Raw genomic sequence first — 18,519 nt, 5'->3', positions numbered from 1 at the left:
TGCCGTCCCTCGCGTTCGTAAAGCGCCGAGAGAGCGCGCAAGACCGGAACCGTGCCTTCGTCGGCCTGCCGGGCGGCCTCCCAGGCCGCGATGGTGCTCTCGAGATCGCCTCGCTGCTCGTGCAACGAAGCCGCCTCTGACAAGAGCGCGACCCGGACCGAGGGCTCTAGCTCCACCTCAGCCCTTTGCTCCAAGGTTCGGGCCAGCAGGGCACGATCGCCCTTCTTTCGATAGAGCGCCTCGAGCGAGGTCAAAGCGACGGCATTCTCGCTGTCCTCGGCCAAGATCTTCTTGTACAGGGCTTCCGCCGCCCCTGCCGAGGGTGCGTCCTCAGCACTCTCGAAGAGCTTGGCAGCCCGAAGGGCCAGGTCCACCATGGCGCTGCCGCTGACTTTCCCAAGAGCCGCCTCGATGAGGCGCGCGGCCTGGGCCGGGGCGTTCCCCCCCCACCCTGGCCACGTCGTCCGCAAACTCGGGGTTCTCTGGATCCAGGGCCAAGGCCTTTCCGTAGGCGGTCAGCGCCCGGGACGGATCGCGCAGCTCGGCCTCGGCCACGTCGCCCACGCGCCGCCACCAGCCTGCCGCCGCGACCCTCGTCATCGGCCAGCGCGGCCCGCTGCTCGTAAAGCGTCACCCGTTCGGCGTGGTCACCGCGCGCTTCGGCGAGCGGCTCCAGCACATCGATGACGTCTGCCCGCAGCTCTTCGTGTCGCATCAAGTTGCGCAAGGCAGCCAAGGCCTCCGCATGGCTTGGCGCGCGCTCGAGGGCGTCACGAAAGGCCTCGAAGGCGCCCCGCCGATCGGAGAGACGTTCGAGGCGCACCTGGCCAAGCGCCGCCAGTGCCTGCGCCTGTTCGGAGGGATCGAGCGATGCCTCCGCGCTCTTCTGCAGGATCTCCGACAACTCGGGCCACTTCGCCCGCTGGCGCAGCAGAGCTTCCATGCGGCCAAGCACCGCCAGTTCGTCGCCCCCGCCGAGCTCGAGCGCCTTTCGCAGGGCGGCCAAAGCCTTGTCCGGGTCGCGAAGCTGAAGCTCGTAGAGGTCGACCAAGCGCAAGGCCAGCTGTCGCTGAAGGTCCGTGTCGTAAACCTCGTCGAGCTGCTCTTCGTAGATCTTGGCGAGGCGGGCGTGATCTCCGCGCGCCTGCGCCACCCGCTCGAGGCTTTCGCGCACCTCCTCGTCGGCCGAGTCCTCCTTGAAGGCCCGTACCCAGAGGGCAAATGCCTTCACCAGATCGCTGCGCACGTGTTCCTCGATACCCGCCATCTCCGACAACACCGCAATCCGGGCCGCAGGGGACGTCTCGGACTGGGCCTTGATCTCGAGGAGGTCGATGAGCTCGGCGTGCGCCCCCTGGGCACGCAGCAACGGCTCGAGCGCTGCGATCGCAGCCGGGCGCGCGTCCTCGTCGGTCGCGAGGTTCCACAAGGCCTCTCGCGCCGGCTTGAAGGCAGGAGTGCGCTCGACGATGCGCTGATAGCGCTCGATGGCCCCGTGCAGATCCGAAAGGTCCTTGTGGACCAGGGCGGCCGCCCGAAAGGCAAACGCGTCCGCATCCGCCGGCGAGGTCGCCACCTGCGCGCGTCGATCGAGGATTTCGAGCAGCTCGAGGTTCTGCCCCTCGCGTGTGTACAGCCGATCGAGCCCGTCGAGCGCCTCGGCGTCGCCGGGGAACTCGTCGAGGACGTGGCGCAGGCACGCCGCAGCTTCGGCCGCATCGTCCAGCCGCATTTCGAGAAGTGCCGCCAAGGCGAAGCGCAGCGCGCGCGCCTGCTGCACGTCCTGGGAGGCATCGATCTGCCGTTGATAGACCTCTGCGAGGGCTGGCCACCGCTCGGCGCTCTCGAAGAGCCGCGCAAGGGATTCGAGCGCCTCGGTGTCGCCGTCGGCGAGGTCGAGGACTTGATTCCACGCCGCGATCGCCCGGCCTGCATCGGCCAACTCCCCCTCGGCCAAGCGCGCCACCCGCCTGGTGAGCCGCAGACGGTTGTTTCCGTCGAGTGCCGCGTCTGCGTGTTTTTCGAGGACCCCGACGAGTTCGGCCGTCCGACCATCCGTCTCGAGCAAGCGCTCGAGGGTCACAAAGGCATTCTCGTTTTCGGGGTTGGCCTCGAGCGCGCGGCGCCACGTCTCGATCGCGCGGGCCCGATCGCCCACGTGGGTCTCCAGCACCATCGCAGCCTTGCCCAAGAGCCGTCCCTGCAAGTCGGGATCGAGTGCTGATTCGGACCCTTCGAGAAGCAGCTCGACGAACCGAGGGAAAGCCCGCGCCGCGGGGACCGCGGCTTCGAGGGAAGCCAGAGCGCCCTCGTTGGCCACGTCCTCGAGCCACACCCGGCCCCGGGCCTCGAGGGCCCTGTCGTTGTGCCCGAGACGCTCCTCGAGCACGGCAATTTCTTGCAGAAGCAGCAACTGCTCGCCGGGTTCGTCGCCGTCCTCCAGGCGAATCGTGAGCACCGGAACCAGACGGTCCCAGGCCTGGAGCTCGCGGTAGCAAGGCTCGAGTTGAGTCGCGGCCGACAGCCGCAATCCGGGGTCGCTCAACAAGCCTTCGAGGGCCGTGCGCGCCGGCGCGTTGTGCGGATCGCTCGCGAGCACCTGACCGTACATGTCCAGGGCGGTCTCCACGTTCGCCAAGGGATCGGCGTAGAGCGCAGCCAGACGCAGTTGAATCTGCCTGCGGGTTCCCGCATCCGTCTCGACTTCGAGCCGCCAGATCAGGTGGTCGGCCAAGTCGCCCCAGCGCTCGTCCTCACGGTAGAGCCGCTCCATCTCGTCTGCGGCCTGCCGATCATGAGGCGCTTCGTCCAGCAGGTTGCGCAGCGTACGTGCCGCACGGTCGCGATCGCCCAGCTTCTGCTCGGCGACCCGGGCGCTACGCTTGAGCAACGCCACCCGCGCGGCCGTGTTTTCGGCCCTCGTGATCTCGTCGTCGATGAGGTCGAGCAGATCTCCCCACGCCTCCCAGCGCTCGAGGGCCTGCTCGAACAGAGTCACAGCCTTGGCGTTGCCAGGTTGCGCGTCCAAGTAGCGGCGGTAGTGCTTGCGAGCGGCGTCGCGATCCTCGAGATGCTTGTCCCAAATCTCGGCGGCCAGCTTGACGTTGGCCAAGACCTCGGGCGCCTCGGAAAGCTCATCGTAGAGGTAGTCGTCGAGGAGCGTGGCAAGCTCACGCCAGCGATCGAGCTTCGGGGCCAGCCTCAGGAGCTGCTCTTGAACCGCCCGTTCGGTTGGCACCTCGAGGAAGAGTTTGCCGTACCACTCGAAGGCCTTGCCCAGGTCCTCTACGTTCTCCTCGTAGACGCGCGCGATACGGCGCGTGTACACGACACGTGCGGTCGGGTCGTCCAGTTGGTCCCGTCGGGCCTCGTCGATGGCCACCAAGCGGTCCCACGCGTTGCGTTTGACGTACACGGGCTCGAGCAAAGCTGCCGCGTCCATGACGCTTTCCGGTTCTTGCAGCAACGTCTCGGCCATACCGATGGCTGCGACGTGGTCGGGATCGCGGTGAAAGACCTGCCTGAGATGCTCGACCGCCGCCACGAAGTTTCCGAGCTCGTCGATCTCGAGTCTGGCCATGCGCTCATGAATCTCGATCGCCTCGCTGGACGTGAGCTTCGCAGAGAGGCGGCGCTCGAGGAGTTCACGCAGGTCCACCCAGCGCTCTGTCTGCTCGTAGAGGCCCTGGAGGGCCGCAATGACGTCGCGGTTTTGAGGCGAAAGCTCGAGTGCGCGCTCGTAGGCCGTGATGGCGTCGTCGGCGCGTTCGAGCTTGACCGCCAGGGCCCCTGCCTCGACGCGCAGCCCCAGCTCCGCCGCGGGGGCATCCAGGGCCAGCTCAGCCCGGCGCAACACCAGCTCGTAGAGCCGGTCGTGATCGCCTTGAGTGCGATAGATCCCTTCGAGTCCCGCCAGGGCCTCGTCATCGTCGGGCGCTTGGTCGAGGATGCTCAGGTAGCGCTCGGCCGCGGTCCCGAGGTCGCCCCGCTCCCGCGCGTAAGTAGCGATACGTCTTTCGATGCGCAGCTTGACGTCTTCGCGCAAAACATCGGGTTCGACCTCCTCGAAAAGCCGAACCACTTCGGGAATCTTGCCCAGCTTCTGCCCAAGCTGCTCGTAGGTGTCGAGCAGCTCCGTGATCTCGTCTTCTCCCAGCGCATCACGAATCGCGTCTCCGAAGGCCGCCAGTGCCCCGACGTCGTCGCTCAGCTGGTCACGGCGCAGGGTCGCCAGGCGCATCCAGTGCCGCATGCGTGCGCGTCGGTCGTCTTCGACCGCCACGTAAATCTCCAGCACCCGGGCCAGCGAAGGCCAATCGCTCCGCAGCTCGTACACGGTCTCGAGCGTCTCGGCCCCCTGCCGTCGTAACTCGAGATCGTCATGAGCCAGCAAGGTCTCGATGCAATCGATCGTGCCCGCGTCCTCCGGCGCCAGGGTGAGAATTTCACGCCACTTCTCGAGCGCGTCGGTCGGCTGCTCGAGCGGACCGGCGAGCAAGGCGGCCGCTCGCCGAAGCCAGGTGATTCTTTCTTCAGAACCTTCCGTGAGCGTGAGCCGACGCTCGAGAACTTCGAGCCGGGAGCCGTGAGCCTCTTTCTTCTCGTAGAGCCGCTCGAGCACGTCGAGCGCCTTTTTTTCACCCCCCACCTCGTCAAGGTTCGCCGAGACCGTCGCGATCGCCTCGTCGAGATCCTCGAGCTTCTGTTCCTGAATCTCGGCGATACGCCATCGCAGCGCCCTCCGCGCCTTGTTGCCCACCGCCAGCGCCATCCGGCGCTCGAGAACGACGATGAGATCTCGCCACTCACCACGCGCCTCGAACACGGGTTCGATGCGGTCGAGCAGCTTCGGATCGTCAGGTGTCGACTCGAAGGCATGCCGTAGGCAGTCGACCGCCGCCTCGGCGTTTCCAAGCGCCTTGTCGTGCAGGTCCGCGATGCGTACGAGCAGCTCGGCGCGCTCCTGCGGGCGATCCTCCCACTCGAGCTTGGCCTGCAATATCTCCACGAGCCGGGCATACTCCCCAATCTGGGGGTAAAGCGCTTCGAGAGCCTCGGCGGCCGGCCGCCCCATCTCGTGGCTGGCAGGGTCGAGGTCCAGGACCTGCTGCCAAATCTGTGCGGCGCGGGCGCGATCTCCCAAGCTCGAGACACACAGACGGGCTGCGCGGGTCAAGCTCTCCGCCCGACCCCTGAGATCGTCGGCATCTTTCTTCGCCGCGATCTCGAGGTGGAGGTCCACGAGCGCCGAAGGGCGCTCGAGCATGGAGGCCAGCCGCTCGACGGCCGCAAGAGCGTCGCGATTGCCTGGGTCCATGTCGAGCACGCTCTGCCAGGTGGCCAGCGCGCTCGCCTCGTCAGCCAGCTTCGTCTCTTGGATCTCGGCCACCTTGGCCAACGCCGCAACGGCCTTCGCTCCCGACAAGGAAGCACGCCGAATTTGGAGCACCTCCACCAGGCCTTCCCAGTTTCCCGCCCGGTTGTAGAGCGGCCCCAACACGGTCGCGGCGCGCTGCTTGGCTTTCGGCTTCCGCAGCAGCCGCTCCACTGCCCGGCGGGCGTCATCGTGGTCGGGGTCCGCCTTCAAGATGTCCCCGAGAATGTCGAGCGCGTCGTCGAACGCGCCGATCTTGTCGGTGAGCACCTCCACGCGGCGCAGAATGATGGCCTCTTGGTCAGCCCTGGGGACCAGCGCGGCCTCACGGGCCAACACGTCCGCCAACTGGTTCCACCGGCCAAGCGCGGTGAGAAGGCGTTCGAGACCGTGGTAGTGGGCAAGGTTGCCCGGCTCGAGCTCGAGTTGCTTCTCGAACACGCCCACCGCGTGTTCCCGATCTCCGAGCAACGTCTCGTCGATTTCGGCGATCTGGCCATAGAGGGCCAACTGGTCCTTGACCTCGGCACGCGCAACCCGCGCGTCGAGCAGGTCGCGCAGGTCGGCCCACCGCTCGCCTTCCCGCAGCAGCTTCGTCAGGGCCGACAGGGCTTTGTCATGCCCGGGATCGATCGCGAGCAGCTCTCGGTAGGCCTTTTCGGCCTTGGGCTCATGCCCAGGGTGTTTTTCCTCGAGCTCGGCCAGGTGCCCCAGCAGTTTTGCCCTCGAGGCCCCTTCGTGAGTGTGGGCCAGGACGCGGTAGAACGCCGCGACCAGGTCGTCTTGTTTGCCGGTCTCCGCCGAGAGGCGCAGCAGCCGCGCCAGATTGCCGTCGTCAGCGGGATCGAGCTCGAAGATCTGGAGCGCCGGCTGATAAGCCGCGGCGCGGTCGGCCGCCGGTCCTTCATAGATGTCCGCGAGTTTGTGCAGGTACTTGAGACGTTGCGCTGGATCTCGCGCAAGGCCAGACAAACGCTGCAGCACCTCGGTCCAGCGGTCGTACTTTTCGGTGGCTTCGTAGTAGCGTGCCAGATGGCTCGCGATGGGCTCGACCTCGTCCGCGGGTAGCCCGTCGTCATCGAAGGCCCGTTCGAGGCCCGCGATCACCTCCGGCACGTCGGGCCCCTCCGCGAGGGCCCGCGTGTACGTGGCGCGTGCCGCCGCACGATCCCCCAACCGCTGCTCTTGGAGGTTGGCAAGCCGTAAAAGGAGGGACAGGCGATCTGCCCCCGCTGCCTGCGCGGCTTGCTGCTCGAGCACCTCGGCAAGACCCGCGTGATCGCCGCGGTGTTCACTCACCCGCGCCAGGGCCGCGAGCACTTTGGGATTCCCGGGATCCAGGCGCAATGCCGCCCGCAACGTCGACTGGGCCGTTTCGGAGCGGCCAAGCTTTTCCTCCTCCACCTTGGACGCGGCGACCAACAGCTCCGCTTGTGAAAGCGTCGACCCGCCTGTACTCGCCAATTTGGCCTGTCGGCGATGCATCACCTCGACAACCTCGGGCCACTTCTCCTCGGCGGCGAAGAGCTGCTGCAAAGCGCTCTCGGCCTCGTCGTCACCCGGCGCGACGGCCAGCAGCTCCTCCGCCAAGCGGCGAGCCTCGGCGGGGCGCTTGGTCTTCCCGGTCGCCAGGACGAGGGCTTTTCGGAGCAGCGTCGCCCGCTCCGCGCCCTCGGTCCCCAGCTTGAGGCGCCGGCCGTAAAGGTCGGACAGCGCTTCCCACTCTTCGCCGTCGCGCCCCAGTCGCTCCACCTCCGAAAAGAGTGCCACGTCCCCGGGCGCAAGCTCCAGGCCGCGGAGCCCCCATTTGAACGCAAGCGCCTTCGAACCCAGCTTTTCCTCACAGAGACGACGCGCCTCGGCCATCAAGGTCAGCTGCTCCGGTACCGGCAGGGGGGCCCTCTCCCCCTCCCCGTCTTTGCGCTTGCGCTTGCCGCCGGCTTCCTGTGCAACGCCTTCGCCGCTACCCAGCCGCTGCTCGTACGTTTCGAGCAGGCGCGACCACTTCTCGGTGTTCCGATAGAGGCCCGCCAACGCGTCCACCGCACGTCGGTTCTCGGGCTCGATACCCACGATGCGCTCGTACGACTTGATGGCACGTTCAGGTTGGTTGAGCTTCTCGATCGCGACCTGTGCCACGCGCTCCCGCAGCGCAACGGCAGCCTTGGAATCCGACAAGCCCTCCGCCAGATCCGTCATCACGTCGCACAGTTCGCTCCACTGGTCACGCCGGGCATACAGCGTCTCGAGGGCGGCGTAGTCGTTCAGCTTGCCGTAAAGTTCCCGCAGGACGCGGAAGACCTTGTGATTGTCCGGAGCGAGAGCGTGCACGCGCTCCAAGTCACGGGCAGCGGCCTCGAGCGCCCCCAAGCGTTCCGCCAAGAGCAGGCCGCGCCGCTCGAGCAGGCCTGCAAGGGCCGCGTCGTCCGCCATCAACTTCGCCTGGCGGCCCAGCACCTCGGCGAGTGGCGCCCACGAGCGCTCTTTTTCGTAAAGCCCGCCCAGCGCCGCGAGCGCCTCGGCATCGTTCTCGTCGAGTTCGAGAACCTCGTTCCAAAGTTCGATGGCTTGCTTCTCGTCGCTGAGCTTGTCCGAAGCCAAGCGCGCCATCTCGACCAGGCGAGGTCGTTTTTCGCCCACGGGGAGCGACGCGAGCAGCCGCCGGTGCAGGTCGACCAGTGAGCGCCACTTGCGCCCCTTCGTGTAGAGGTCGACGAGGGCGGCCGTCGTGGCCGCGTCCTCTGGCTCGAGCTGCAGGATCTTCTCGTAGGCGTCGGCCGCGTTCTGAGGCTTGCCCAGCTTCTCAGCCCACAGGGCCGCCACGCGGCGGTAGAAGGCAACCTTCTCCGCCGGCTCCGTGGCCACCTCGGCCCGGCTGCTGAGGACATCGACGAGATCCGCCCAGCGAGACTTCTTCTCGAACCACTCCGTCAGGGCCTCGAGGGTGGGCTGGTGGTTCGGTTTCAAGCTGCGGATGGCCAGGTACGCGCTCTGAACCATCGGGTCCAGCTTCATGCGATCCCGGTAGATCGGCACCATCTCCTCGTGGAGAGCCACCTTCTCCTCGACGGCATCGTCCGGGAGCCGTTCCAGGCGCTCCTTGAGAAGCTCGAGCAGCGCGTTCCACTTCTCGGCCCTCGCGTACAGGCGATGCAGCGCCTCGAACGCATCTTCCCTGTTCGGCTGCTTGCGGAGTACGCTCTTCCAGATGTCGATGGCTTTCTCGATCGTGCGAGGCTCTGCCTCCGCCAGCTTCGCCATCTCGACAGACAGCTGCGTCTGCGCGGCGGCATCCGTCTCGGCGCGCAGCGCCTGCGTGAACACGTTGAGGAGCTGGGGAATCTCGTTGCGCGCGGTGTGAAACGCCCGGTAAAACGCGAGCACTTCGGGCGCACGGGGATCGGCTTTGCGGGCGCGACGAAAGATCCCTTCGGCTTCTTCCATCTTGGATAGCCGCTTCCAGTACACGTTGCCCAGAGCCACGAGCAAGGTCTGCTCGCCCGTCCCGCGGCGAGCCGTCTTCAAGGCCGTCTCGTACAGATTGGCGGCCTCTTCCCAAGTCTTGGCCTCACCCAGTTCGTCAGCCGTTTTCTGAAGTTTGGACAGCGCCTCGGCGCTGTCGGGATTGGTCTTCAGGGCGGCCAGGGCAGTCGTGACGTCAGCGTCCATCGTTCCCACGGACTATACACCCCATGACCCACCACCGAAACGGCGTGGACACGGAGGTCGGTGATTCACCGCGCACGGGAAACGAGGCCCCCACCGCGCCCTGGACACGCCCTTGGCTGCCAGTTGAGCTCGGTTTTTTCGCGCTTGGAGGCTCCCTACACCCGGTGGTACGGTCATGGGATCCTCGTCTGCCCCTGGAGACCTCCATGCGCCGCATTCCGTTCAGCGTGCCCCCCCTGTCGGCCTTGACCCTGGCCTGCGCGCTCGGCGCCGCAGCCTGCCCTGCCTCTCGACAAAGCGAGCCCAAGACCTGCTGCGACCAGCCGAAGATCCCCGGCGGCGTTCCCTCGTTCAAGATCGTCGCGGACGAGGTCAGCGGGCCGTCGGACGGCCAGGTCGTCAGCCTCAAAGCGGCGCTCAACCAGCCCGCGGACCGCCAACAGGTCTACCCGGTCCTACACACATTGTATGCCTGGGCAATGACCCGGGGTGCGTTCGAGCCCGTGGAGTTTCGCGCCGAAGTGTTCGCCTCCGAAGCCGACGCCAAAGCGAACGTCAAGCCCCTGGCCATCGTCGAGCGCCCGCGGGGCCGCCAAGGGCCCACCTGCGACAATGCCGTACCCTTGACCTTCCCCCAAGCGGTCGAACGCGCGTTCGACGCCAGCTTGAACCGGGCACCGGTCGAGGACCCCCAAGACACCTGCCACGTGGAGACCCCGAAACCAGCGGTTCGCGTCGACGAGGGCTTCGCACACCAACCGAAGCTAACGCTCGACGAAGCGTCCCGCTCCGCCGTGGTCGAGTTTCCCTTCCTCGAAGACGGCAAGGACAGCTACGCGCCAACCCTTTCGTTCAACAAGGCCATGACCTATTGGATCGAGTTCACCACGTCCATGTTCCGGCGGGCCCCCGACCTTAAAACCTTCGCGTTCGTCGGCCTTCACCAAGACACGCCGGTGGTGAGGATCCAGATGTCCAAAAACGTTTTCGAGTCCCAGTTCGCCTCCCTTCAAGAGGAGATTGCAGCGCACGCGGCCGTCACCTTCCAAAGACTGGGCATGAACACCACCACCGACAAAGCCGCGGAGAAGGAACAAGAAGCGTTCAAGAGCAAGACCTTCAAGGAGGCGCTCAAGCTTTTGCCCCCGGGGCAAGTTCAGCTGGCCAAGTCGCTCAAGTCGTCCTGACGGCCAGTCGAGCCTGGGCCCCACCCGAGCCGGGAAGGAGCCCGGAGCAAGCGTTGCCGAAATGGCGAGCCCGAGCCGTTCCCCCCGCCCCTCGTTTCTGCTAACAGGAAGCGCATGTCGGTTCCACGCAAGTTCACGGTGGGTTTGCTGCAGATGGCGATGTCGGACAAACCGTCCGAGAACGAAGATAAGGCCGCCGAAAAGGTCGCCGAGGCGGCGCGGGCGGGCGCCCAGGTCGTCTGCCTTCCCGAGCTCTACCGCAGCCCCTACTTCTGCCAAAAAGAAGATGCGGAGCTGTTCGACCTGGCAGAGACGATTCCGGGCCCCTCCACCACGCGTTTTTCCGAGGTGGCACGGAGCCACAAAGTGGCCCTCGTGGTGCCGTTGTTCGAGAAGCGGGCTCTCGGCCTTTACCACAACAGCCTCGTGGTCATCGACGCCGACGGCCAAACGGTGGGCGTGTATCGCAAAATGCACATCCCCGACGACCCCGCCTTCTACGAAAAGTTCTACTTCACCCCCGGTGACCTCGGCTTCCGCGCCTTCGACACGCAGGCAGGCCGCATCGGCACCCTCATCTGCTGGGACCAGTGGTACCCGGAAGGGGCACGCCTCACTGCCCTTCAGGGAGCGTCGGTGCTCTTTTACCCCACCGCGATTGGCTGGCATCCCCTCGAGAAGGCGGAGTACGGCGTGCAGCAACGACAAGCGTGGCAGCTCGTCCAGCGCGGCCACGCCGTGGCCAACGGCGTCTACGTCGCAGCTGTCAACCGCGTGGGCCACGAACCGGGCCCGCCCGGTCAGGCCGGCCTCGAGTTTTGGGGGACGAGCTTCGTGTGTGACCCACAAGGCCAGATCCTGGCCGAGGCGTCGACCGATCGTGAAGAGACGCTGCTCGTCGAGATCGACCCTGCACGCATCGAGGAGGTGCGGCGCGGTTGGCCTTTCCTGCGGGATCGCCGCATCGACGCCTACGGTGACATCACCCGCCGCTTCCTCGACCAGCCCCCCCGTTGATTCACGCCCCTCGAACGCCCATGCCCCCCCGCAAGCGCCCTGCCCGCCTGGCCGAATCCGCCCCCGTCCCCGCGGGGAGTGATCTCGGCGTCATGCCCGCCGAATGGGAACCTCACGAGGCCACCTGGCTGGCCTTTCCCCACAACACGCGCGACTGGCCCGGAAAATTCGGGGCCATCCCCTGGGTGTGGGCCGAAATCGTGCGGCTCCTCACCCCCGGCGAACGGGTCAATCTTCTGGTCAACGACGCCGCCCACGAAGCCAAAGCGCGGCGGGTCCTGGACGCTGCACACGTCGACCGTTCGCAGCTGGACTTTCGTCGCTTTCCCACGAACCGGGTGTGGGCCCGAGACTTTGGCCCCATCTTCGTGCGCCAAAAGAAGGGGCGCCGGGCCAGCGTGGCCATCGCAGGATTCAAGTTCAACGCTTGGGCCAAGTACCCTGACTGGCAAAAGGACACAAAGGTCGCCGCCAAAGCCGCCAAGGCGCTGGATGTGCCCTTGCTTCCCGTGGAGGCGGCCGGCCGGCCCGTGGTGCTCGAAGGGGGCGCCATCGACGTCAACGGCAAGGGGACGATTCTCACCACCGAGGAGTGCCTGCTCGACCCCAAGGTGCAGGTGCGAAACGCAGGCTGGACCCGCATCGACTACGAGACCCTCTTCGCCCGGGCTCTCGGAGCCCCTCACACCATCTGGCTCGGGCACGGCATAGCCGGGGACGACACGCACGGCCACGTCGACGATCTGTGCCGCTTCGTCGATGAGGGCACGGTCGTGCTGTGCCAAGAGACGAACGCCCACGACCCGAACTACAGGCCTCTCTCCGAGAACTGGGAGCGTTTGCAGAGCGCACGCCTGGCCGATGGCCGTCGCCTGAACGTGGTGCCTCTGCCCATGCCGAGCCCCCTGTTTTTCAAGGGCTATCGCGTGCCCGCGAGCTATGCGAACTTCTACATCGGGAACCAGGTGGTGTTGGTGCCCACGTTCAACGATCCGCGTGACCGCCAGGCCCTTGGCCTCTTGGCCGAGCTGTTCCCCGGTCGCGAAGTGGTGGGAGTGCACGCCGTAGATCTGGTCTGGGGCTTCGGTACTTTGCACTGCCTCAGCCAGCAACAGCCGCGGCCTTGATCCCGAAAAGATCGCCGCCAGGGAGCTTGCCTTCCCTGCAAGTGGCCTGGAAAATCCCCCCGCGAAGGCTCATGCAGAACGAACACCCCCTGGCCGGCCGGCTGGTCGCCCTCCCCGAAACCCGCGAGCTCGACCGATTGGCCGCGCTGCTCGAGGCCGATGGCGCCGAGACGTTGCGCTGCCCACTGGTCTCGATTCTCGACGCCCCGGATCCCGCACCGGTCGACGCCTGGCTGGACACCCTCGTCGCAGGGGGGTTTGACGACGTCATTTTTCTTACAGGCGAGGGCCTTCGGCGCTTGGTGAGCCGAGCCACCCGAGCGGGCCGCGTCGAAGCCGTCACCGAGGCGCTCGCCCGCGTCCGTCGCATCACCCGCGGTCCCAAGCCGGCCCGGGCCCTTCACGAGCTGAAGCTCAGCACGGACCTGCCTGCGGCCGTGCCCACCACGGCCGGCGTCATCGAGACGCTGAGGCCACTTGACCTCCGCGGTCGACGGGTGGGCGTTCAGCTCTACGGCACCGAGCCGAATCTGCCCCTCATGACCTTCCTGGCGGAAGCGGGCGCTTTCGCAACGCCGGTCGCTCCGTACATTTACGCGCCTGCCTCCGACGAGACCCGGGTGGCCGCGCTCATCGACGGCCTCCAGGCGGGGCGAATCGACGCGATCGCGTTCACCAGCGCCTCCCAGGTCGACCGTCTCTTCCAGGTAGCCGAAGCGCGGCAACTGCGCGAGGCGCTGGTCGAGGGCTTGTCGAAAAGCCTCGTCGCCAGCGTGGGCCCCGTGGTGGCCGAAGCGCTTGCGGATCGCGGGGTCGACACCGACGTCATGCCCGAAAAGAGCTTCGTGATGAAGCGTCTCACCAACGCTCTCACGGCAGCCCTCGGCACAACCGGCGCGCCCGCCCCGGGCGAAGACTGACCGTGGCTGCCACACGACCTCAGCGGGCCCAGGAGGCCCCTGCCCCCTACGCAGGCCGCAGCCGCCGCAGTGAGGGCGAAGAGCCGAACCACCCTGCTTCCCCCTTTTTGAAGTGGGCCGGGGGCAAGTCGCAGCTCCTGACGCGCTTCGCGACCTTTTATCCCCCTGCAGGCCAAGTGGAGCGCTTCATCGAGCCTTTCGTGGGTGGCGGCGCGGTATTCTTCCACGTCAAGCATGTCTTGCGCCCCAAGCGCTGCTGGCTCTTCGATCGGAACGATGAGCTCATCACCACGTACAAGTCCCTTCAAAACGACTTGCCCGCGGTGCTCGAGCTGCTGGCACGGCACAAGAGCCTTCACAACGAGGATCACTACTACGAGGTCCGTGCCCAGCGGCCCGAAACGCTCTCCGAGGCAGCCCGCGCCGCCCGCTTCATTTACCTGAACAAGACCTGCTACAACGGCCTTTACCGGGTCAACAGCCGCAACGAGTTCAACGTGCCGATGGGCCGCTACGTACGCCCTGGCGTCTATGACACCCGCAACCTGGAAGCCGTGCGTGCCTGCCTGCGCGGTGTGAAGCTAGAAACGCGCGAGTTTGCCCACGTCTTGAAAGTGGCCCGGGCGGGCGACTTCATTTACTTCGACCCGCCCTACGATCCCGTCTCGGGATCGGCCTCGTTCACGAGCTACACCGCTCACAGCTTTTCGCGCGAAGATCAGGAGGCCCTGGCCGAGGTGTACGGAGCGCTGGGCGCACGCGGCTGCCACGTGATGCTCTCCAACAGCGATACCCCGTTCGTCCGGCGTCTCTACCGCGCCTTCGACGTACACCAAGTCCCCGCGCGACGAGCCATCAACACGCGGGCTGACCGCCGGGGTCCCGTCGCCGAGCTGGTGGTCCTCAACTACCGTCCCCCCAGAGCCTCCAAGCGTTGACGGGCCACGAAACCTCGTCCGATCCCCGGGAAGTCCCGAGGCTGCGCTCACGCCCTTCCGTTGCCTTTCCTCCGGGAAGCAGCTGCGGGGCGCCCCGATCCTTCCTTCTGCGGTCCATCGCCCGGGGCGGCTGCGTCGGCTGGCGTGCCATCGGGGCGAAAGAGCCCCCGCAGAGTCTCACGAACCTTGCCCTCGAGCTCGGGCATCCGCGCTTCGGCCACCTGAAGCACCTCCTGCCCCAGGCGCCGGTAAAGCGCCGCCACGTCGGGAAGAGCGGTCTCGAGTGCGTGCAAATGTCGTTCGACCGTGCCCACGTCACCCCGGGCTACGGGCCCGGTCAGGGCCTGAGGAAGTCCCTGGCGCGCGAGGTTGTCGGCTGTGCTGCGCAGCAAGGGGACCAGGGCGGGCACCACGTGAGACGGGTCCACTCCGGCCGCCGTGAGCACCCTGCGAGCCAGGTCCACGAGAGCCACCACCAGGTTCGAGCCAATGGCTGCCCCGGCGTGATAAAGCGGCATTTTTCCGGGCGCAAGCGCCATGGGCGTTCCCCCCATGCGATGCACCAATCGCCTCGCCACCGGCAGGGCCACGTCGTCCCCTTCGACCGCAAAGGATGCCTGATGCAAACGCGCATGAGCCTGAGCGCGTTGGGAGAGCGAGGCCAGGGGGTGAAGCGTTCCCAGGCCCTTCACCTTTCCGCGGAGCCCTGCGAGAAGCTCTTCGGCGGCCCACGCCCCCGACGTATGAAGCACCACCTGGTTGCTCCCGATCACGCCTTTTCGAGCATAGGCCTCTGCGACCTCGCCGATGCGGGAGTCTGAGACCGCCACGATCACCACGTCGGCCCCCCGAACGAGCTCCGAGACATCCTCGCAAAGACCCAGCACGCCTGCCGAGATCGCGGCCTCCATCGCTTGGCGTTCGGTTCGCCCGTAAAGAGCCGCCACGGGCACCCCCGAGCGGACCAGCTTGCCCGCAAGGCCCGCGCCCACGGGACCTGCACCCACCAACGTGACCAAGGGGGTGGGACTCGCAGGGTCGAGTTCCGCGGTGTCGCTCATCGCGCCTCCCGAAACCCGTAAAGCGTGTGGGCACGAATCACGTCGAGCACGGCACGCGGCACCTGCGCGTCGACGGGCTTGCCCTGTGCGAGGCGCTCCCGGACCTCCGTCGAGCTCACGGCGGGCATCTGAACCGCAGCGTCCGGGTCTGCGCCGGCGCGCCCCACCACGATGAAGTTTACCAACGTCGCGAGTTCGTCGGCTCCGTACCAGGTCGAGCGCTCGTGCCGCAAGTCAGCCCCGATCATCAGCGAGAACCGCACCCCGGGATAGGCCACACGCAACGCCTTGACCGTATCCAGCGTGCGGCTCACCCCCCCCCGCTGCCCCTCGATCGTCTCTACCCGCACCCGCGGCCCGAGCGCCGCCGCCATGCGCTCGCACATCTTCACCCTGTACTCGAAGCGCTCGAGGGCCTTGTCGAACGCGTGCTGAAAACAGGGCACGAGCCACAAACCATCGACAGGCGCAGTCTCGAGGACGTACAGCGCCGCCAACTGGTGGCCAACGTGGGGAGGGTTGAAGCTGCCCCCGAATAGGGCGACGTGCATGGCTCCTGCTACGGGTATAGCAGGTGGGGCGCACGTCGCTCGGGGAAGGCCGCCTCGGCCGCCCGCCAGGTTTGCTCCAAATCGCCGAGCGAGGCCCCGGCATCTACCCCTTCCCTCACCGCGGCGCTTCCCGTGAGCAGATCGATGGCCGGGTGGTCCGCCACGAATTCGTAGGGCTCGGTCCGCCACGAGAAGGCCTCACCGCAGAGTCGGCGCAGCTGCCGTAGAATGGCCACGCCGGTCAGATAAGGCCGAAAGGCAGCCCGGTCGCTCACGTGGACCTGAACCCCCCCGCAAGGCAGCCCGGCGTGCTTATGGAACGTGGGCCGAAACGTGAGCGGACGAAACCGAACGCCCGGCAGACCATCGCCCGCAAGGGCCTCGGCCAGTGCATGACCGTCGACGAAAGGCGCTCCAAAGATCTCGAACGGGCGGGTGCACCCACGGCCCTCTGAAAGGTTCGTTCCTTCGAGCAAACACAGGCCCGGATACACGAAGGCCGTGTCCACGGTGGGCATGTTTGGGGAAGGCAAAACCCAGGGCAGGCCCGTCTCCTCGAAGGCCATGGTGCGCCGCCAGCCCCGAAGCGGTACCACTTCCAGTTCCAGGTCCAGGGGGAGCCCGAAGCGGGAAGCTCCCCAAGGCAGGCCCGCCTTGATCAGCCGGGCCACTTCCCCAGGAGTCAGCCCGTGCCGCACCGGGATCGACCCCAGGCCCACGAAGGACTCGATGGCCACGTCTCCCCCCTCGATGGCCTCGCCGCCGAGCGGGTTCGGTCTATCGAGCACCACCACCATCACCTTCGCCTCGGCGGCCGCCTTCATGGCGAGCGCCATCGTCCAGATGAAGGTGTAATAGCGGCTCCCCACGTCCTGAAGGTCGATCAGCAGAACGTCCAAATCACAGAGCGAGGTCTGGGACGGAACGAGCGAGGCGAACGTATCTCCGTAGAGGCTTATTTCGGGCAGTCCGGTTCGCGGGTCGCGACCCGCATCGACCCCGATCATGTCTTGGGCCTCGCCCCGAATTCCGTGCTCCGGACCGAAGAGGCGAACCGGACGGATTCCCAACTGGATCAGGCGATCGAGTGCGTGGGTGAGGTCACCTGCGACGGAAGCGGGATGGCACAAAAGACCAACCCGGCGCCCTCGACAGAGCGCCAGGCGATCCTCGCACAACACGTCGAGCCCGCTCGCAACCAACATGGCTCAAGCCGTGCGGTCAGGCGATCTTCACGGCACGAAAAACGATGGTCTCGCCGCTGGCCACCATCACGAAGCGCACCATCCGACACTTCCACTTTCGCTTGAGCCCACCCTCGGTGAGCCGAAGCTTGGCCGTGAAGGACTGGACGCTGACACCGTCGGCCCGTACACCTGCGTTCCGAAGCGCGGTGACATACTCGTTGAACAAGCGCGGGTAGTACGCAGCCTCGCTCTCTTGCGCGAGCGCCTGCGGGTCTACACCCGGGGGCTGGCCTTCACCCTCTTCGATGACCATTTGCTCGGCCTTCCACCTCGTACCTTCCTCCTCCTCTACCTGGTCCTCGTCCGGCTCGTCGCGTCCGAGAAGACGGGCCAGCATCACGTTGAGGCCGTTCGAGAGACCCTCGAAGTCGGGGCCCACGGGCTTGAAGGTGTAGTCGATGTTGCCGTTGATGACCTCGGCCACGCCCATTTCGATGTTGTCCAGGGGACGCACGAAACGGCGTGCCGTCATCGCGGCGGCGAAGACCACCGCGAGCACGCCGATGAGACCCAGAAGCCAGATCTGACCACCCGCCATCGAGGCCAGGTTCGCGCCCTGGGCCCTTGGGACCAACACGGCCACACCCGCCGTTTTGTCCTGCATGTTGCCAACGATCGGAGCCGCGACGAGCTCGTAAGCCGTGCCGTCTATCGCAACGTCAATCGCTTCGGTGGCTTGTCCTTTGGCCAGCGCCATATCGGCCGGTTTGTCGGCCCCGAAAAGGACAGACGACACCGCTTGGGTTTTGTTGCCGTCCTCTTTGCCTTCGGACGTGACGAAGCTCGAGGTCTGGACCTTGCCCTCGTGAAACACCGCAAGGGGAGCGCCGACGAGGTCGCTGAGGTTCCGGACCTCCTGATGGCTCATGACGTAACCGAGGAGCAACGCACCCACCACCTCCGAGCCACTTTTGATGGGGGCCACGGAGACCCTTGTCATGCTCCGGGCGAAGTTCCAAACGTCGAGCGCCGGACGCCCCGCGAGCGCTTCTTGCACGACCTGCTTGTCAGAGAGGTTGTCGCCGTACATGGCATTGGGGTTCAGGTCGCGCGCGATGACCTTGCCCGCCTTATCGAGCACAGCCACGATTGCAGCGCGACGAGCGTCCGCCTCCAACAACTTTTGGACCGTCTCGGCCTGGGTGAACGCGGCTTTCCGTCGCTCGGTCTCGTCCGACTCGAGGAACACTTTCGGCATCGCCTCGCGGGCAGCGAACTTTCCGGCCGCGTTTGCGAAGTCCAGGCCCTCGAGGCGGCTCAACTGTTGGAACACGACGGCGGATCGGGTGGCCTTGGCCTTGGCCTGGGCCTCGGCTGCGGCGTCCAAATTCGAGGTCACGCCCAAAAACACGGCCACGGTCGAAGCCAACAACACCCCGGCGGCAATGAGCCCTATCTGGAAACGGTACATACCAATCGCTCCTTCTG

General features: G+C 66.4%; 10 protein-coding genes. 5 read left to right on the top strand and 5 right to left on the bottom strand.

Translation table 11 applies throughout. The features are described 5' to 3' along the window. Positions 1-250: 250 nt before the first annotated feature. The gene (locus tag KA712_21960) at positions 251-9,043 is read right to left on the bottom strand and encodes a hypothetical protein (GenBank protein MCG5055631.1); all 8,793 of its coding nucleotides are present in this window, start codon (positions 9,041-9,043) and stop codon (positions 251-253) included. A gap of 206 nt (positions 9,044-9,249) precedes the next feature. On the opposite strand from KA712_21960, the gene KA712_21955 reads away from it, so the two are divergent. From KA712_21955 to KA712_21935, 5 genes are all read left to right on the top strand, one after another. Then, positions 9,250-10,230: a hypothetical protein gene (locus KA712_21955; protein ID MCG5055630.1), complete on the top strand. Its 981-nt coding sequence runs from the start codon at positions 9,250-9,252 to the stop codon at positions 10,228-10,230. 114 nt (positions 10,231-10,344) lie between these two features. Beyond that, positions 10,345-11,247, top strand: coding sequence for a carbon-nitrogen hydrolase (locus KA712_21950; GenBank protein ID MCG5055629.1), 903 nt, complete (start codon positions 10,345-10,347; stop codon positions 11,245-11,247). Between the two features lie 20 nt (positions 11,248-11,267). Beyond that, positions 11,268-12,374, top strand: coding sequence for an agmatine deiminase family protein (locus tag KA712_21945; protein MCG5055628.1), 1,107 nt, complete (start codon positions 11,268-11,270; stop codon positions 12,372-12,374). Positions 12,375-12,445: 71 nt separating this feature from the next. After that, positions 12,446-13,294 carry a uroporphyrinogen-III synthase gene (locus KA712_21940; protein ID MCG5055627.1) on the top strand — a complete coding sequence of 283 codons (849 nt, stop codon included), beginning with the start codon at positions 12,446-12,448 and terminating at the stop codon, positions 13,292-13,294. A gap of 2 nt (positions 13,295-13,296) precedes the next feature. Then, a complete protein-coding gene (locus tag KA712_21935) occupies positions 13,297-14,232 on the top strand; it encodes a DNA adenine methylase (GenBank protein MCG5055626.1) in 936 nt (311 codons plus the stop codon). A 47-nt stretch (positions 14,233-14,279) separates the two neighbouring features. On the opposite strand, the gene KA712_21930 is transcribed toward KA712_21935, so the two are convergent. The 4 genes from KA712_21930 to KA712_21915 are packed head-to-tail and all read right to left on the bottom strand — an operon-like array spanning position 14,280 to position 18,502. Then, the gene (locus tag KA712_21930) at positions 14,280-15,293 is read right to left on the bottom strand and encodes a DUF2520 domain-containing protein (protein MCG5055625.1); all 1,014 of its coding nucleotides are present in this window, start codon (positions 15,291-15,293) and stop codon (positions 14,280-14,282) included. Continuing rightward, positions 15,290-15,844, bottom strand: coding sequence for a nicotinate (nicotinamide) nucleotide adenylyltransferase (nadD, locus tag KA712_21925; GenBank protein ID MCG5055624.1), 555 nt, complete (start codon positions 15,842-15,844; stop codon positions 15,290-15,292). Before nadD ends, KA712_21930 begins: the two co-directional genes overlap by 4 nt. Positions 15,845-15,852: 8 nt before the next feature. After that, complete coding sequence (locus KA712_21920; GenBank protein MCG5055623.1) at positions 15,853-17,049, bottom strand: DUF1343 domain-containing protein; 1,197 nt, start codon at positions 17,047-17,049, stop codon at positions 15,853-15,855. A gap of 16 nt (positions 17,050-17,065) precedes the next feature. Further along, positions 17,066-18,502, bottom strand: coding sequence for a hypothetical protein (locus KA712_21915; GenBank protein MCG5055622.1), 1,437 nt, complete (start codon positions 18,500-18,502; stop codon positions 17,066-17,068). Positions 18,503-18,519 lie beyond the last annotated feature (17 nt).

The organism is Myxococcales bacterium (genome assembly GCA_022184915.1).
Classification (GTDB): domain Bacteria; phylum Myxococcota_A; class Polyangia; order Fen-1088; family Fen-1088; genus JAGTJU01.
Note: the sequence above shows the minus strand (reverse complement) of the source record. Positions and strands in the feature narration are given on the sequence as shown.

Bases quoted from the DNA above. Each gene is read 5' to 3' on its own strand.
- KA712_21940 (MCG5055627.1), top strand. From the start codon at position 12,446: ATGCAGAACGAACACCCCCTGGCCGGCCGGCTGGTCGCCCTCCCCGAA.
- nadD (MCG5055624.1), bottom strand. From the start codon at position 15,844: ATGCACGTCGCCCTATTCGGGGGCAGCTTCAACCCTCCCCACGTTGGC.
- KA712_21960 (MCG5055631.1), bottom strand. From the start codon at position 9,043: ATGGACGCTGACGTCACGACTGCCCTGGCCGCCCTGAAGACCAATCCC.
- KA712_21945 (MCG5055628.1), top strand. From the start codon at position 11,268: ATGCCCCCCCGCAAGCGCCCTGCCCGCCTGGCCGAATCCGCCCCCGTC.
- KA712_21915 (MCG5055622.1), bottom strand. From the start codon at position 18,502: ATGTACCGTTTCCAGATAGGGCTCATTGCCGCCGGGGTGTTGTTGGCT.
- KA712_21955 (MCG5055630.1), top strand. From the start codon at position 9,250: ATGCGCCGCATTCCGTTCAGCGTGCCCCCCCTGTCGGCCTTGACCCTG.
- KA712_21920 (MCG5055623.1), bottom strand. From the start codon at position 17,049: ATGTTGGTTGCGAGCGGGCTCGACGTGTTGTGCGAGGATCGCCTGGCG.
- KA712_21930 (MCG5055625.1), bottom strand. From the start codon at position 15,293: ATGAGCGACACCGCGGAACTCGACCCTGCGAGTCCCACCCCCTTGGTC.
- KA712_21950 (MCG5055629.1), top strand. From the start codon at position 10,345: ATGTCGGTTCCACGCAAGTTCACGGTGGGTTTGCTGCAGATGGCGATG.